This window comes from Marinomonas posidonica (assembly GCF_043643765.1).
Classification (GTDB): Bacteria; Pseudomonadota; Gammaproteobacteria; order Pseudomonadales; family Marinomonadaceae; genus Marinomonas; species Marinomonas posidonica_A.
Genome location: NZ_JBHZSP010000001.1, coordinates 122,021 through 138,781, shown reverse-complemented (window position 1 = coordinate 138,781; position 16,761 = coordinate 122,021). Strand labels below are relative to the sequence as shown.

Below are 16,761 nucleotides of genomic sequence, written 5' to 3'. Positions count from 1 at the left end.
GACACAACCGAAAAACCCAAACTATCAAAAAATACAAACAGTTTAGTGTCGAAACAATGGCTCTTTATATTACAATTGTTAGGATCTAACGAACATAAAAGAGAATTTAATGTCTGACGAAACAAAACAAACTGATAGCAATATTGATTTTGGCATACTCAATAGTTTACTTGGCTACCGATTACGTCGTGCTCAAATGAATTTTTTCAGTAAATTTTCAGAGGTATGTTCAGACTTAGGCATTAGTCCTGGGCTCTTCGCTGTTATCGCTATTGTTGAGCGTAATCCAGGTTTAACTCAGACCGCGGTCGCTCAAGCACTAGGAAATGACCGCTCAGCCATGGTAGCGGCCGTCGACAAATTAGAGCAAATGGACATAATTGAACGACGCCCCGCAAAGAATGATCGTCGCTCTTATGCCCTGTTTATGACGGAATCAGGCCAACAATTTTTTAGCAGGTTGAGCGATCGTGTCATGGAGCATGAAAAGGCCATGGCTCAACGTTTGAAAAACGATAAAGAAGTGGACTGGTTATTAGACATATTAGATACACTAGCGAAAGACTAGTTTTCTAAACATAACGTATAAAATAAGCGTGCTGGTTAGAAACCAGCACGCTTATACAGTACGATTAATGATGTCGTATTAATCGGTGGTAAACTGATTTGCAAATTGCCCTACAGCATCCACTACTCGCTGAGCACCATCTTGAATTTCGATAATTACCTCACCGGCTTCGTTCGACAAGGATAACCCCTGTTCGGCTTGTTCTTTGCCCTTATTAATTAAGGCAACCGCTTTTTCTGCCAACAACTGATTTTTTTCCACGACCCCAACAATTTCTTCGGTGGCTTCGCTGGTACGCGATGCCAGTTGTCTTACCTCATCCGCAACAACCGCAAAACCTCGCCCCTGCTCGCCAGCACGAGCCGCTTCAATGGCTGCGTTTAAAGCCAATAAGTTTGTTTGATCAGCGATGCCTCGGATACTTTGAATGATAGACCCCACTAATTGAGATTGTTTATCCAACTCTGAAATGCCATCCGCCGCTTGTGCCATTTGGCTAGACAATTCGTGCATTACATCAACCGTATCTTTCACCACTTGACTGCCTTTTTGAGCACTCTCATCTGTTTGTTGAGACGTCGTAAAGGCAATGTCCGCAGCATCTGAGACGGCTATTTCACGATTCACAACGTCGGTAATAATCGAAGCGAACTTTACTACTTTATAAAACTTACCATGTATGTCTGAAATGGGATTATAAGAAGCTTCTAACCAAACAACATTTCCACGGCTATCGACTCGTTTGAATCGACCAGTAGAAAACTGCCCTTGCCCTAACCGCTCCCAGAATTGAATGTATTCATTTGAATTGGTTTCTTCCGGTTCACAAAACATGCGGTGATGCTGGCCTTTAATCTGCTCTAATGAATAGCCCATTCCCTTTAGAAACAAACTGTTCGCATCCAAAATATTTCCTGACAAATCAAACTCTATGACCGCAGTAGAGCGCTGTAATGCTGTGATAATATTTTCATCCTCACGCGATTTGGTAATGGTTCGAGTCAAATCGTTACAATGGATTGAAAAGGCTTTCACCCGCCCTTCAGAATTGAGAACCGGTTGAAAAATCCCTCGTAACCAAGCCTCCTGACCATCTTCTCGCATCATTTCAATGGCCCCGGCCCAATGACGGACCGATTTTATGGCATCGTGTATGGCTTTAAAGTGGGGAGTGCCTTTAGCGTGTTGAGGGGTTAAATCGGACAGCGTTTTACCAACAAAATACGCTTCTGAGCTCGCTAACTCAGCCATCAGCTTTTTATTCACATTAACAATGACGCCGTCTGGGCTTAAGTTCATTACTAACATTTCTTCGTCTAGGCTATCCTTAACCTGATTAAGTGAGTAAAGCTTTTCCTCTAGCGCCTTTATGTCATTTTTCAAACCAGCGTTAAACATTCCTATTCTCCCAATTCCAACCGTTATCTATCGTTCAACCTAATCAAGCTAAAAGTCATTTACTAAGCTATTGAGCTTAGACAATTAATTAATAATCTGCGAATTCCTCCACTTTACGATGAATTTCGGTCAACTCATCCTGTATCATTTTTTTTACATCCAACTTCATCAAACTGTTCATACAAATTGAATGAGTATGTGCGTCGGAAGTGGCTTTTAATTCCGCCTCATATTGACCAAGTGCAGCAGAAGACCTCATTAACCCCATGGTCAACCCAGATCCTTTTAAACTATGTAAGACTTCTATCAGCTGACCAACATCTTGTTCATCAACCGCTTTTTTGAGCTGCTCAATGAGGGTATCAGCTTCACTTTCAAAGCCACTCATAACACTGCGATAAAGCTCAATACTGCCCCCGAAACGATCTAAAATATCTTCTACCTTTTCAGCATCAAGGGAATTGTCTACTTCGACAGTACCTACCTTAGTATTCTGTATGTCTGCGTCAGATACCTTCTTTTCCAGTACATTCTTTTTCGATACATTTTTTTCAGATACATCGTCTTCAGAAACACTGGCAGAGTGCTTAGAAAGCCACACACCATCCTCACTCACTGGGGGAATTTTAGGTTGTTTGTCGGGAATGAGTCGCAGAATACAAGCAATGATTTGTCCTATGTCCAATGGCTTACCTAAGTGATCATTCATACCGGCATCAAGGCAAGCTTGACGGTCGGAGATCGATACATTCGCCGTCATAGCAACAATTGGTAAATTCGTAAAACGTGAATCCATTCGAATTTCTCGAGTGGCCTCTAAACCGTCCACGTCCGGCATTTGCATGTCCATTAAGACTAAATCAAATACCGGAAGCGTTTGATTTAGTACCATCGAGACCCCTTCTGCACCGCCTGTTGCTACGGACACATTAGCCCCTTCAATCATCAATAACTCTGTGGCGACCTGACGATTAAATTCATTATCCTCTACCAACAATAAGTTAATGCCTTGCAGCACCTTATCCTCTTGCTGAGCCATTACCGGCGCCGCTTGAACAGTTCGTTCTACTGCCAATGTTTGGTAAACGGTTTCAGATAAACGACTCATGGTCACAGGTTTCAGTAACTTAACTGCATTCGGTAATGTCGTTTCATGAGCATTTTCATTTGTCGCATTAAGCAACAAAATACTCTTGGGAAGTGGGACGCCATCAGGGATAAACTGACCAAGTTCATCGAGACTAGACTGCCCTTTAAAGTTGGGCAGTTTTACATCAATCAATAAAACATCAAAAGGTTTACTGTCAGTATGCGCCTGTTTTAGTACATGGCTGATCGCAGTAAAATCATCGATGGCCTCTGTTTGCCACCCAAGGTTCTGCGCCATTCGAGTCAAGATAATCTGAGAGGCCAAATTGCTTTCCGCAATCAATACCTTGATATCTTTTTGATGTGTGACCAATTTGCTAGAGGATTCATCGGCAACAGGCAAATCAATACTGAAAGCGAAACAACTGCCTTTGCCAAATTGACTATCGACTGTTAGCTCCCCTCCCATTAATTCAACAAAGCGTCGACAAATCACCAGACCTAACCCGGTCCCACCAAAACGTCTAGTTGTGGAAGATTCAGCTTGAGAAAATACCTCGAAAATGGAATCTATGTTTTCTTGTGAAATACCAATACCCGTATCCTTCACTGCAACCGCTAACTTAGCCATGCCTTGGTTTTGTTGTGAGCATTTTATTTCAAGGGTGATGCAGCCTTCTAAAGTAAACTTAATGGCATTACTTAATAAATTAATGAGGATCTGTAGCAGGCGTAATTTATCGCCGACAAAATGACTAGGGAGGTGTTGGTCAACATCAAAAACCAACTCCACTTGGTCACGAATTGGACTGCCAGACAACACCGTCGACAATTCAGACAATAACGCTTCAAAATCAAAAACCGCTTGCTCTAACTCTAACTTACCCGCGTCGACCTTAGAGAAGTCCAAAACATCATTGATCAAGCCTAATAATGACTGAGCCGAGATTTGCGCTTTGGTAATGTAATCATCTTGCTGATCAGACAACGGCGTGCGTTTTACCAACTGCAACATACCTAAAATGGCATTCATTGGAGTACGGATTTCATGACTCATATTCGCAAGGAAAGTGGACTTAGCCGCACTGGCGGCATCGGCCTCATCTTTCGCATGTCGCAACCAGGTCTCAAGCTCTCGCTCTGACGTGATGTCTTGATTCACCCCAGTTAAACGTAAGGTGTTACCTTGCGAATCTTTTTCAATGTATGCGCCAGCTTGGATGTATCGCACACTGTCATCCGGTAAAATAATACGGAACACATCATTGTATAATTTTCCGTTACGTAGAGATTGATGGAAGTGATTCAGGGTTTTTTCTTTATCCTCTGGGTGCAATCTCGCTTGCCAATCAGACAAGGTGACCCCGTCTTCGTTTACACTCTTAGGATAGTGATAAATGTCGTACATCATATCACTCCAATCTAGGACATCCTGTTCAAGATCCCAGCTCCATACCCCTAATTGAGCAACTTCAGCGGCGATTAACAGCTGATCTCTCGCGGCTACTAAAGCTTGTTGATTCTTCTTCTGCTCTGAAATATCCATTGCCATACCAAGATAACCGACAATATCACCACGCGCATTTTTCATCGGTGTGATGACCAATGACACCGGAAGTCTCTCGCTATTTTTATGCACATACGTCCATTCTTGGCGGTCATAATCTTGCTGTTTGGCTTTGTATATCAGCACCTCCATTGGGTCTGAAACATAGCAGCCGTATTCTTCAAAAATAGTCGCTCGGTGCTGATCAATTTCCACCGTGGTATGAAATACCACCGGCGTTCTTTCAGCCAGGACTTCCTCTGCTTGATATCCCAACATACGTTCAGCACCATTATTAAATAAGGTGATCAAGCCTTTTTCATCGGTCGCCACAATGGCAATTTCAGAAGACGCTTGTAGAACATCATTCAGTAATCGGTTTAAATCTTCCAACTCGGCCGTACGAGCTTTCACTTGATCTTCTAAACTGACATTCAGCTCTCGGATTTTTGCCTCTGCCTTTTTACGCTCGGAAATATCACGCACACTTTGCGAAACCCCGACAATAGATTGGCTAGCATCAAAAATAGGGGAAATAGTCAGAGAAACTGGTACCTGAGAGCCTGATTTAGTTTGAATTCGGGTTTCAATGGATAAAGCTTGTTTTTGCTGTCGAACCTGCTGGAACATTTTCTTATCATCAGTTTGCAATTCACTAGGCACTAGAGTCTGCAGTGCAGACAGACCAATAACCTCTCTTTGCTGATAGCCATAGATTTGCTCAGCGCCTCGGTTCCAACTTGTGATGATGCCTTCAAGATTCAAGCTAATAATGCCATCTGCTGAGCCCTCGACCACAGCGGCAATCCGAGACTGATGGGCAACGACCTCTTGTCGACGAGCCATATTGATACGTACAACGGCGACTAAAATGGCTGCCAGAACACTCAGCGCGACACCGAAAAACAAAAAAACATAGGGGTCAGAAAGACGTAACTCACGGATATAGGCATCCGTAACACTCAACCGATTTTGCCATTTACGACCATATATTTCAGTTTCGGTAATATGAAGCTGTTCGATAGAGCCTTTTCCATCATTAGAATAAAAACCGACTTGGTCGTCCAAATCCGTGACGTCGTAGAGTTCGAAGTGAATCTTACTCTGGTCGATTTCCAACGCCATCAATACATCTTCCATAATTAAGGGCGCATAACTCCAACCAAAGCCTTCACGGTAGCGCTCCTGCATATCTCTAGGCACTTTACCATTCCGATAAATGGGCATCAGAATCAGTACCGATTGCGATGTTTTACCGGAAGCTTGCACAAGTGTAATAGGTCCTGTTATACGAACCTCACCATCATAAATAGCAGACAATGCGGCTTCTCTTCGGTTGATCTCAGAAGCGATGTCTAGGCCGATGGCCTGCTGATTAGGGCCAATAGGTTCAACAAATTCTATGATGTAACGCTCACTAAAATTCGAGGACAATTCCTTAATCTTAAAATTAGGCCAGCTTGAAGCCTGAATATGAGACAAGTACTCGTCCATCGATTCTTGCGGTACCCGACGGATAAAACCGAAACCATTAGCACCGGGAAATTCTTTATCAATATCTCGGGTCACACTGTATTGATAAAAGTCATCACGCGTAATGTTTTTTTCGCCTGCGGTCAGTACCACTCCTCGAGCCCCTCTCAAACCATATTGATAGAGCTGAATCCGAGTCACGACTTGCTGTAAGACTTCCTCTGATACCTGTGCTGCTGATTGATCGATAATGTCTTGATTGGAAATATGAACACGATATGTGACATAAACGGATATGAAACAACCAAGCACTAAGGTCAAAATCACCCAGCGATTGAAAATATTGTTAGAAGAAGTCCAATACACTTTTGCCTCCAGGCAAAAACTCCCCTAATGCGTGATGAAAGCTGAGTCGCTAGGGGCATCCGTTGTTAATGTGAATCAATATGGTTAGTCTAGTCGAAACCTATTACTCTCTTCATCCTGTTGTGTGATATATAAATAAAAAATTACAATTTCTTACCAGATACAAATTAACTATTAATTTATGTAAACAGAAATCTGCGGAATAGACAGGACTTCATAAATATTTCTTATAAATATTGCTTCATATCAAAAAAAGTCTAAGCAAGTTACTTTCTTAGAAAGATATACGCTATAACCTTTATATTCTTCATACATTTAATAGGATATTGGTTATGAAAATCGCCGTTTTCTCCTGCAAACCTTACGATAAAAGAACGCTGAGCCATTACATCTCAAAAACAGATCTTGAAATGACCTTTTTCGAAAGTCGCTTGAGTCAAGAAACCATCAGTTTAGTACAAGGGTTCGATGCGGTTTCCTGTTTTGTTAACGACGATGTCAATGCCGAAGTAATCAGCCAATTAAAACAGCAGGGCGTGAACACCATTGCCTTACGCTGTGCAGGCTTTAATAACGTAGACTTAAACGCTGCGATACAACAGAACATCAAGGTATTTCATGTTCCAGACTACAGTCCAACGTCTGTTGCTGAACATGCCGTCGCTCTTATCATGACTCTCAACCGCAAGACACATCGAGCCTATCATAGAGTCAAAGAAGGAAATTTTGCCCTGGAAGGTTTGTTGGGCTTTAACCTACAAGGAAAAACTGTCGGCTGTATTGGCACGGGCCGTATCGGTGCGGCTTTTTGTCGTATAATGAAAGGCTTCGGCTGTGAGGTGTTGTGCTATGACCTATCCCCATCACAAGAACTCATTGACCAAGGTTGTCAGTATCTGTCACTGGATGAGATCTACCAAAAAAGTGACATTATCAGCTTACACTGCCCACTTACGACCGCCACTCATCACCTAATCAACCAACAGAGCTTACAGAAAATGAAAGACGGTGTGATGATCATTAACACCAGTCGCGGTGCGTTGGTTCATGCTCAAGAAGCCATCGACGCCCTTTACAGTGGGAAAATTGGTTATTTGGGACTAGACGTATACGAGCAAGAAAACAAAATATTCTTTGAAGACATGTCCTCTCATATCATTCAAGACAGCGTTTTCCAACTCATGCTGACCTTTCCTAATGTTGTCGTAACCGGCCATCAAGGCTATTTTACGGATGAAGCCTTGAACCATATTGCGCAAACCACAGTGGCGAATTTACAACTTAGCCAAACCCTCAACCCTCAGCAGAGACGGTTGGCATAAACTTTATGGAAAGCGTTATTGAACTGGCGTTATGAAATCGCATTAGGGATAGTAATTTTCAAGTACGGCCTTTAAAATTACTATAACGCTAAAAGCCCGCTTAGAGACTGCGAAAGAATGTCAAAAATTGATGAAAAACGATTGTTACTCAAAATCGCCACTCTGTATTATCAGGATGGATTAAAACAAGCCGATATTGCGAAAACACTTCGACTTTCACAATCTCAAGTCTCTCGATCAATTACTCGATGCCTTAAAGAAGGCATTGTCAAAATCAGCGTTATTCAACCGCCTTCCGTTTTTATTGGATTAGAAACTAAAATCCAACAACGTTTTGGGGTATCAAATGTCATCGTTGTGGATATTCAAGACGATCCTTCCGATGCACAAATTAAACGCGCGATTGGTTCTTCTGCAGCACATTACTTGGATACCTCATTGCGAGATGGCGATCTAATCGGCATATCCTCATGGAGCGATACCATTCGCTCTATGGTCGATCATTTGCACACCACCAAAGTAAAAGCCAAAGGGGTCATTCAGGTCCTAGGTGGTGTGGGACATAACGGTAATATCCAAGCGACCATACTGACGCAAACCATGGCGGATATTCTTTCCTGTGATGCCTTTATGTTACCGGCTCAAAGTATCGAACACTCCCTACAAGACAAACTCAAAATGCTCGATACGGCGGAAGTGTCTGACGTGGTAGACATGTTCAATAAGGTCAATCTTGCCATCGTTGGTATTGGCATGTTGGAACCATCAAACCTGTTGCGAAACTCTGGGAATTACTACGACAAAAAGCGCCTAAAAGAACTCGCGGATAAAGGCGCTGTGGGCGATATCTGTTTACATTATTACGATGAAAATGGCTGCCCAGTGGTCAATCCTGAAGACGATCCAGTAATCGGTATGTCACTTGAGCAACTTGAAGCTTGTGAACTGGTGGTTGCCCTTGCAGGAGGGTTGGACAAAGTAGATGCCATCAAAGGGGCTTTATCAGGCAACTACATTGATGTGTTAATTACAGACAGAGTGACCGCAGAAGCCATTTTAGAAAGACACTAAAACATAAGAGAAACGGCTAAATTTACTTAACCGTTCCTTTTTCACCTTCTCAAATCACCCCACCATCTAAGAGCAGATATTTCATCAGGCGGTTAACAAACCGCTTTTTGAGAACCAATGGCCGCTTTATACTGCATCTTATTTTGCATCTGGTCGATGATCACCGCGATGATAATCACCACCCCTTTGATCACCATCTGCCAAAACTCACTGACGCCCATCATGACCAAACCATCCGCTAATATACCAATCACAAACGCACCAATTAAAGTGCCGGTGACGGTACCTCGACCTCCTGCCAAAGAGGTTCCACCCAAAACCACTGCGGCAATCGCGTTCATCTCAAAAGCGGTACCAGTTGCAGGATGACTTGCCACCAATTGTGAGGTCACCACAATGCCTGCAATGGCAGAACATATCCCTGCAATCGTATACACCCACACTTTGACGTGATTGACCTTGATACCAGACAATTCCGCTGCTTTTTCATTATCACCGATCGCATACACATGACGGCCAAAAGGCAGTTTTTTGGCGATGTAAGCAATGACACCAGCCATAATAAACATCAACCAAATAGCGATAGGGAGCCCAAATAGATAACCAGATCCAATGGCATCAAACCCCGTGTTTCCAAGCTCAGGGTTGCCCTGTAAACCTGGGAAGGTTTCGCCACCAGATAACAACATAGCAGCGCCTCGGATAATGTACATGGTGCCTAGGGTGCAAATGAAAGGCGCGACTTTATAACGTGTAATGATAAAACCATTTATTGCCCCTATTATCCCCCCAATAATCACCACGACAGGGACAACAACCCAAACGCTTGGAAAAATGGCAATGCCTAGCGGTTCAATCACCAAACCATGAGAAATCAGATAGCCTGCCACCATGCCACAAAACCCCAATGTGGCGCCGATGGATAAATCAATGCCTGCGGTGATAATGACAAAGGTAATGCCTAACGCAAGAAAAGCATTAATGGAAATATGCTTAATCATAATGATCAAACTGGTGGGGGCTAAAAAACCATCTACCGTCAACGAGAAAAAGCCTAAAATAATAAAGAGCGCAATGAAGGTTCTCATTTTAAGAAGAATTAACCCAAGATTGCCCGAACGAAATACATTGTTATTATTTTTGAGGTTCATAATTAAAATCCTTGAGCACTGGCATGAACTAATTGTGATTCATTGGTTTCGTCTCTCATTAAATCGGCCGTTAACTTGCCATTAGACATCACCAATATTCGATCAGAGACCGCCATAATTTCTTTTAAGTCCGACGTTGAAAACAAAATACCAATACCTTGCTCTGACAACTTAACCATCATTTCAAATACATCGCCTTTTGCACCAATGTCGATGCCTCTGGTTGGCTCATCCAGTAACAGTACTTTAGGCTCTGTTAATAGAGCACGACCAATCACCACTTTCTGCTGATTACCACCACTTAACGCCTGTATTTCAACTTGAGGAGAAGACACTTTGATAGAGAGTTCATCAATCGTTTTCGTGATCGCTTCTTTTTCCACCACCTCATTGATGGCTAAACCTTTCAGCCGCTTCCACAAACTCGACATAGACAAGTTATTGGAAACCGAGCTAATCGGAAAAATACCTGACTGTTTTCTGTCTTCAGGCACCAAACCTAATCCCATTTTAATGCGTTCAGAGGTACTCATGCGGCTATTAACCTTTTGCTTGTCCAGCGTAAATTCACCCGAAAAACTTACTTTACCCAGCAAACATTCAAATAACTCGGTTCGTCCTGCGCCCATCAAACCATAAATACCTACGATTTCACCGGCTCTTAATGAAAACGAAACATCGTCCACCAGCGTCACTTCTGCTTCGTTTACCAGATTAATATGATTAGCCTGAAGTACTACTTCACCAAAGCAACGATCGGCGGTTAAAAAATTGGTCACCGGTTCACTACCCAGCATTTCGCGGACAATCCAAGCAACGTCAATGTCTTTAACCATAGCCTCTGACTGGAACTTACCATCCCGTAAAATCGTAATGTATTGACCTATTGCCATCAGCTCTTCAAGTCGATGAGAAATATAAACAATAGACACGCCCTGCTGAGTTAAATCATTAATTACCTCAAACAGAATTTGCACTTCTTTTTTACTCAATGCCGATGTTGGCTCGTCCAGGATTAAAATATCGACATCAGCAATTAAGGACTTAGCAATCTCCACCAACTGCTTCTGACCAACCTTTAAATTGGCCACCAGCTCAGTCGGTTCAATATTTTGTTTCAATCGAGCCATCGTTTGTTTAGCAATCGCATTTTGATGACGCTCATCGATTGGTAAAACCCCTTTTTGCTGCTCTCTTCCTAAAAATAAATTTTCCGCCACGGTCAGATTTTCAGACAAATTCAGCTCTTGATGTACCATGCCAATACCGTGTTGGGCCGCGGAGCGAGGTCCTGTGATGTAAACCTTCTTGCCCTTCAAATAAAGCTGCCCTTCCGTTGGTGATTGCACGCCTGAAATAATCTTCATTAAGGTGGACTTTCCGGCGCCATTCTCTCCAATAATGACGTTCACCGCCCCTTGATAAACCTTGTAAGTCACGTGATCGAGAGCCTTCGTACCAGGAAACACCATACAGATGTCTTCAGCACGTAAAATGACGTTTTCATCTGAACTAGACATCACATCCCCTCTTTACTGATTTCGAGAGGCACAGCATGTGTCACCTTATTCGCTTTTATTGTCACTGCAGCCAACACACTGATCCGCTGATCCACCCAACTACTATCGGGTGTCACAACTTGAGTAATGGCTTTTTTGTTTAGAGCTTTGGACAATTGTGCGAATTGAATTTGATTCTTGAATTGATTAAACGAAATCATCGACGCGGCATCTCGAATGGAATTTCCTTTGATGATTTTCCCAAATTGTAATGCGACATCATAACCCGCCGCGTTTACGACGAGAGAGGTTTTGAGTTTAGCTTCGTCGAAGCGACTTACGACACCCTGAAAACGTACAAAGGACACCACACTCGAGTCTTTCTCAATCGATGACAAGGCCACTGCATTCTGTTGCGCGTCCTTGTTTATAGAAGGCCAAAGCTTGTCGGCAATGGCATTCGGTGTCATGTTTTTCAACAGCTCAGCATCAGCCGCAGACATGGGGATAATGGGTTCACCCTTTTCATCCAAATCCACCACATGACAACCGACCAATCCCATCAGGGCAAGGCTCCAAAAGAGCATTTTAAATACAGAATAGTTAGACATCATTGCTACCCTTGATACTTATGTAACGTCAAAAAAGCAGAAGCAAAATGAGCCTTGCTTCTGCATAAGCTTTAGTTCAAAGCAAACGTATCAAGCTGGTTAGCATTGGACTCATCAATCAAAACACAATCCATTAATTGTTTTTCAGGAACACCCGTTGAACCGGTTTCAATATATCGATGAGCTTGAATGACCGCCATTTGAGCCTGATCCCAAGCAGGCTGTAAAACCGTCGCCTTGATGTTTGAACCCGCTAAAATAGAATCTCGAACATAATTACTGCCGTCGAATCCCACCACGATGACCTCATTGCGACCCGCAGCTTTTAATGCCGCTTCCGCACCTAATGCCATCGTATCATTACCCGCGATCACGCCTTTAATATCTGGATAAGCTTGAAGAATCGATTCCATTCGATTAAAGGCTTCAATTTGACTCCAATTAGCCGTTTGTTGAGCCACCATTTTTAGATCACTGTAATCATCAATGACATCATGATATCCCTGAGAGCGCACACGAGCATTAGTATCGGATTCACGACCAAGTAACTCGACATAGGAACCTTCACCATCCATTAACTCAACAAACTTCTCCGCACCCAATTGCGCGCCTTGATAGTTATTCGACACAATTTGCGAAACGGCCACACCGGTTTTGTTAATTTCACGATCAATAAGGAAGGCAGGCACGCCAGCCGCTTTGGCTTTTTCCAGTGCCCCAATCGTCACATCTGCCCCCGCATTATCCAAAATTATGGCTTTGGCATTTCGAGCTATGGCGGTAGAAATAAGCTGATCTTGTTTATTCGCATCATCATCATGGGAGGCCACAAGCGTACTGTATCCAAGCGCTTCAGCTTTTTCCTTAGCCCCCATCGCTTCAGATTTGAAAAATGGATTATCATGGGATGGTGTAATAATCGCGATCAAGCCATTCGCCGAAGCGATATTTGAAAAAGCAATTGATAGACCAAACAACGTAGTAGCAAGGATTTTCTTATTCATATTATTCTCCTCATTGAATATATATTCAATATTAGTTATTTATGCAACCAGAGTGTAATAAACACCTCAAGAGATGTCTACATCACCAGAGTAAAAAATCTAACTGTCTGATTTTTCATTTTAGATACCACAAAAGTCCATTTTCCTTATGTCACAGTAATAGAGAATAACCCGCATTACTGACACCATTACGACGCTTAAACACTCGGTTCTTGAGCGCTCTGTCCTTAAAATACAATTGGTTAAATTAACAAGCCAAACGTGCTTTTTTTATTGCCAAAGACCATGACTGATAACGGTCTTGCCAATATTCGTACTTATCCTGTCTCGGTGAAAACACAGTAAATGCTTTCTGCAAACGATCAAGCTCATCTTTTGTTTGCCACCAGCCGATGGCCAATCCTGCCAGCAACCCAGCACCCACTGCCGATACTTCGGCCACCTCACCACGTCGGATCGTAACGCCTAATAAATCAGCTTGGGCTTGCATCAGCCAATCATTTTGTGTCGGCCCACCATCCACACACAAATACTCAATCTTTTCCGGTAACTCATCTGAGATCACATTAAACACATCCGCGACTTGAAAAAGAACAGACTCAAACGCCGAACGCGCTATGTCTGCTCGTTCTGTTGAGCTTTTTAGACCACAAAAAATCCCTGTTGCCTCTAAATCCCAATAAGGTGCACCCAGCCCAGACAAAGCCGGTACAAAGAAAACGGAATGATTTGGGTCCGCTTGCCCTGCAAGCTCACACATAGCCTCAATAGTCTCCACGCCAAGCATTCGTCTAGCCCAATCGATCGCCGAACCAGTGTGAGTAATGTTGCCCTCAAGCCCATAAAATAAATCGGAATCCTGCCAAGCAATAGTGGTACTGATTTCATGACGAATATTGGGTAATGTCGGCATAGCGGCCATCACCGAACTACCGGTTCCATAGGTGGCTTTAACCACTCCGGCTTTATAGCCACCATGGCCAAATAGTGCCGCATGGGAATCTCCGATTTGAGAAGCGATGGGAATACCAGACTGAAGTGAGCCAAATGCCTTTGTCACCCCGACAACCTGAGAAGAAGAAACCACTTCCGGCAACGTCTCTAAAGCAATGCCCAAGCGCGCTAAGATAGCGTCATCCCACACTTGCTTGCCAATATGGTAAAACTGAGTTCGAGCCGCATTAGACGCATCCGTGACAAACACACCTTGGGTCATATTCCAGATCATCCAAGAGTTAATCGTACCAACGCAAATCTCTCCCTTCACTGCTCTGGCATGACCATCAGGAATTTGCTGTAACGCCATTGACACTTTGGTGGCCGGAAACATGGGATCAAGCACTAAGCCCGTTGACTCTTGCACATAGCGACTAAATGTCAGATCCTGGCGCAAGGTCTCACACAAAGACTCAGAACGACGACACTGCCAACTCATCACTGGCGTCAAAGGCTTTCCTGTATTGCGTTCCCAAAGTACAACGGATTCACGCTGATTACTGATGGCGACCGCCTCAATCATCACATCGTCTGCAACAGAATCGATTGCCAAGGCAATAGAGGCTTCCATCCTTTCAATGATTTCAAATGGATCTTGTTCAACCAAACCCGCTGCAGGAAAGCGAATCGATAACGACGCCATTCCCTTACCAACCACATCCCCCTGTTTATTCAATAGCAGGGATTTAACGTTGGTTGTGCCTTCGTCTATCGCCAGAATTACATTACGCATTCGAGCCTCACTTAAACCAATGTTTCATGAACAAGTTGCTGACAAACCATCACTATGCCCGCACTGTCGATAGAAAGCATTTTTCGAGTATAAGAACGATCCCCCGCAGCCGCATAGCCACCATCTTCAACACCTAAACGAACCAACTTCGCCGTCATTCCTTGTTCAGCCATGAGTTCCGCTACCACACTTCCTAAGCCACCATTCACATTATGCTCTTCTACACTGATAACATAATCAGCGTCACTGAGCTGATTGGCCAAACTTTGTCGATTCAGAGGACGAATAGACGACACATTTACCACGGCAACGTCCAGGCCATCTTCTTTTAACGTATCGGCCGCCGCAACGGCTTCATGTACCACTGACCCCAGCGCACAAATCACCACTTGCCTACCCTCTCTTAGCAACGAAGGTTCACCCGCCGTAAATTGAAATTCAGCATCGTGTAATACAGGTAAAGCTTTGCCATCCATACGAATATAGATCGGCCCTTCATACCGTATGGCATACTCAATTATTTGCCGACACTCAACAGGGCACGCTGGCGCAAAAATTTGAATATTGCCAAAACCGCGCATAATACTAATGTCGTCAATTGAATGATGGGTACTCGCAAGAGGGCCGTAACTGGCACCTGAATTCAAACCAAACAACTTAACATTGGTATTGTTATAACAAACATCTACCTTAATCTGCTCATTGCTTCGCGAAATTAAAAATGGCGCCGCATTACACGTCACAGCGACTTTTCCAGCCAATGCCAACCCTGCCGCTGTTCCAACCATCACTTGCTCAGCAATGCCAACATTCACTAAGCGACCTGGAAACAGGTCAACAAAAGGCTTAATTTTGGAAGTGGAAGTCGAATCCGCCACCACGGGTACTAAATCAACGCCATCATTCACCGCGTCGATGAAACACTGCACCATAACATTGGCTAAATGTTCACTGTTAGACATCGGCTAGCTCCTTCAATGCAAGGTTAATTTCTTCGCCTTTTGGCACTCTGTGATGCCATTCTGGTCGGCCCGCAATAAAAGACACACCAGCCCCTTTGGTGGTATTCGCAATCACCACATTTGGCTTGCCTTCGGCTTTTAGGCCCTCTAACGTACTCACGATTGAAGCGACATCATTGCCATCACACTGGGTCACAGAAAAACCAAACGCTTGCCATTTTTGATCCAACGGATCGGTTTTCATAATGGCCTCAGTCGGTCCTGCCAATTGCAATTTATTCTTGTCATTAATAACAATCAGATTGTCGAGCTGATAATGAGAGGCCGCTAAAGCCGCTTCCCAATTACTGCCTTCGGCTAACTCACCGTCACCCGTTAACACATACACCTTCCTCGAACGACCATCACGCTTAGCGGCTAGCGCCAACCCCACCGCCACAGGCAAACCATGACCCAAAGCGCCCGTATTTAATTCCACCCCAGGGGTTTTCTGACGAACTGGATGACCTGGCAAATGGGAATCATTGTGTTGATAACTTGGCAGCCAGTCTTCAGGGAAATACCCCGCTTCAGCAAGACAACAATAATACCCACCAGCGGCATGACCTTTTGATTGGATATAAATATCCCGATCATCGTCCGAAATTCGATCAGGAGCGCAGTTCAACAAACGAAAATACAAAGACGTCACAATCTCAACTTGAGAAAGATCTGCTCCAGTGTGCCCACCTGCAGGGCTGTCGGCATTAAGCCGAATTATTTTACGCCTAATCGCTCGAGCTTTTTTCTCAAGCCCATTCACATCAAGTTGGAAAGGATTCATGACCCCTCCTATATAAAATTAAAATTCTTTACTGAATATATATTCTCAAAAGAACTAAAAAAAGACTCCCAACACAAAGTCTATTTGTTTACTTACCACTATTTTTGAATATATATTCATATTCGAATCTTTATTCTTATGTTTTATCT

At 43.5% G+C, this 16,761-nt stretch carries 11 protein-coding genes and 2 pseudogenes; 3 read left to right on the top strand and 10 right to left on the bottom strand.

Annotation, left to right across the window (positions count from 1 at the left end):
- Positions 1-109 precede the first annotated feature (109 nt).
- Positions 110-568, top strand: a complete 459-nt coding sequence (locus ACHUFM_RS00740) for a MarR family winged helix-turn-helix transcriptional regulator (RefSeq protein ID WP_394178604.1) — start codon at positions 110-112, stop codon at positions 566-568.
- A 78-nt stretch (positions 569-646) separates the two neighbouring features.
- Here ACHUFM_RS00740 and ACHUFM_RS00735 read toward each other — a convergent pair.
- The 3 genes and pseudogenes from ACHUFM_RS00735 to ACHUFM_RS00725 all read right to left on the bottom strand — a co-directional run.
- Positions 647-1,084: pseudogene (locus tag ACHUFM_RS00735) on the bottom strand (methyl-accepting chemotaxis protein); the annotation flags it as partial.
- Between the two features lie 117 nt (positions 1,085-1,201).
- Positions 1,202-1,867, bottom strand: a pseudogene (locus ACHUFM_RS00730) (PAS domain-containing protein); the annotation flags it as partial.
- 187 nt (positions 1,868-2,054) lie between these two features.
- On the bottom strand, positions 2,055-6,440 hold the full coding sequence (locus ACHUFM_RS00725) for a PAS domain S-box protein (protein ID WP_394178602.1): 4,386 nt from the start codon (positions 6,438-6,440) through the stop codon (positions 2,055-2,057).
- 332 nt (positions 6,441-6,772) lie between these two features.
- Between ACHUFM_RS00725 and ACHUFM_RS00720 the strand changes: the two genes are divergently transcribed.
- Positions 6,773-7,762: a 2-hydroxyacid dehydrogenase gene (locus tag ACHUFM_RS00720; RefSeq protein ID WP_394178600.1), complete on the top strand. Its 990-nt coding sequence runs from the start codon at positions 6,773-6,775 to the stop codon at positions 7,760-7,762.
- A gap of 117 nt (positions 7,763-7,879) precedes the next feature.
- The gene (locus tag ACHUFM_RS00715; protein ID WP_394178598.1) at positions 7,880-8,833 is read left to right on the top strand and encodes a sugar-binding transcriptional regulator; all 954 of its coding nucleotides are present in this window, start codon (positions 7,880-7,882) and stop codon (positions 8,831-8,833) included.
- 92 nt (positions 8,834-8,925) lie between these two features.
- Here the strand turns inward: ACHUFM_RS00715 and ACHUFM_RS00710 are convergent, their stop codons facing one another.
- From ACHUFM_RS00710 to ACHUFM_RS00680, 7 genes are all read right to left on the bottom strand, one after another.
- Positions 8,926-9,984: an ABC transporter permease gene (locus ACHUFM_RS00710; protein WP_394178596.1), complete on the bottom strand. Its 1,059-nt coding sequence runs from the start codon at positions 9,982-9,984 to the stop codon at positions 8,926-8,928.
- 2 nt (positions 9,985-9,986) lie between these two features.
- Positions 9,987-11,504: a sugar ABC transporter ATP-binding protein gene (locus ACHUFM_RS00705; RefSeq protein WP_394178594.1), complete on the bottom strand. Its 1,518-nt coding sequence runs from the start codon at positions 11,502-11,504 to the stop codon at positions 9,987-9,989.
- Positions 11,504-12,097: a DUF2291 family protein gene (locus tag ACHUFM_RS00700; RefSeq protein ID WP_394178592.1), complete on the bottom strand. Its 594-nt coding sequence runs from the start codon at positions 12,095-12,097 to the stop codon at positions 11,504-11,506. Before ACHUFM_RS00700 ends, ACHUFM_RS00705 begins: the two co-directional genes overlap by 1 nt.
- Before the next feature lie 68 nt (positions 12,098-12,165).
- The gene (locus tag ACHUFM_RS00695) at positions 12,166-13,098 is read right to left on the bottom strand and encodes a D-ribose ABC transporter substrate-binding protein (protein ID WP_394178590.1); all 933 of its coding nucleotides are present in this window, start codon (positions 13,096-13,098) and stop codon (positions 12,166-12,168) included.
- 247 nt (positions 13,099-13,345) lie between these two features.
- Positions 13,346-14,827, bottom strand: coding sequence for an FGGY family carbohydrate kinase (locus tag ACHUFM_RS00690; protein WP_394178588.1), 1,482 nt, complete (start codon positions 14,825-14,827; stop codon positions 13,346-13,348).
- Between the two features lie 11 nt (positions 14,828-14,838).
- A complete protein-coding gene (locus tag ACHUFM_RS00685; protein WP_394178586.1) occupies positions 14,839-15,789 on the bottom strand; it encodes a transketolase family protein in 951 nt (316 codons plus the stop codon).
- Positions 15,782-16,612 (bottom strand): transketolase, encoded by an 831-nt coding sequence (locus tag ACHUFM_RS00680; RefSeq protein WP_394178584.1) that lies wholly within the window; start codon positions 16,610-16,612, stop codon positions 15,782-15,784. The genes ACHUFM_RS00685 and ACHUFM_RS00680 overlap by 8 nt, the downstream gene beginning before the upstream one ends.
- Positions 16,613-16,761: the final 149 nt, after the last annotated feature.

Coding starts and splice junctions, on each gene's coding strand:
- ACHUFM_RS00740 (WP_394178604.1), top strand. CDS start 110: ATGTCTGACGAAACAAAACAAACTGATAGCAATATTGATTTTGGCATA.
- ACHUFM_RS00720 (WP_394178600.1), top strand. CDS start 6,773: ATGAAAATCGCCGTTTTCTCCTGCAAACCTTACGATAAAAGAACGCTG.
- ACHUFM_RS00715 (WP_394178598.1), top strand. CDS start 7,880: ATGTCAAAAATTGATGAAAAACGATTGTTACTCAAAATCGCCACTCTG.
- ACHUFM_RS00710 (WP_394178596.1), bottom strand. CDS start 9,984: ATGAACCTCAAAAATAATAACAATGTATTTCGTTCGGGCAATCTTGGG.
- ACHUFM_RS00705 (WP_394178594.1), bottom strand. CDS start 11,504: ATGTCTAGTTCAGATGAAAACGTCATTTTACGTGCTGAAGACATCTGT.
- ACHUFM_RS00700 (WP_394178592.1), bottom strand. CDS start 12,097: ATGATGTCTAACTATTCTGTATTTAAAATGCTCTTTTGGAGCCTTGCC.
- ACHUFM_RS00695 (WP_394178590.1), bottom strand. CDS start 13,098: ATGAATAAGAAAATCCTTGCTACTACGTTGTTTGGTCTATCAATTGCT.
- ACHUFM_RS00690 (WP_394178588.1), bottom strand. CDS start 14,827: ATGCGTAATGTAATTCTGGCGATAGACGAAGGCACAACCAACGTTAAA.
- ACHUFM_RS00685 (WP_394178586.1), bottom strand. CDS start 15,789: ATGTCTAACAGTGAACATTTAGCCAATGTTATGGTGCAGTGTTTCATC.
- ACHUFM_RS00680 (WP_394178584.1), bottom strand. CDS start 16,612: ATGAATCCTTTCCAACTTGATGTGAATGGGCTTGAGAAAAAAGCTCGA.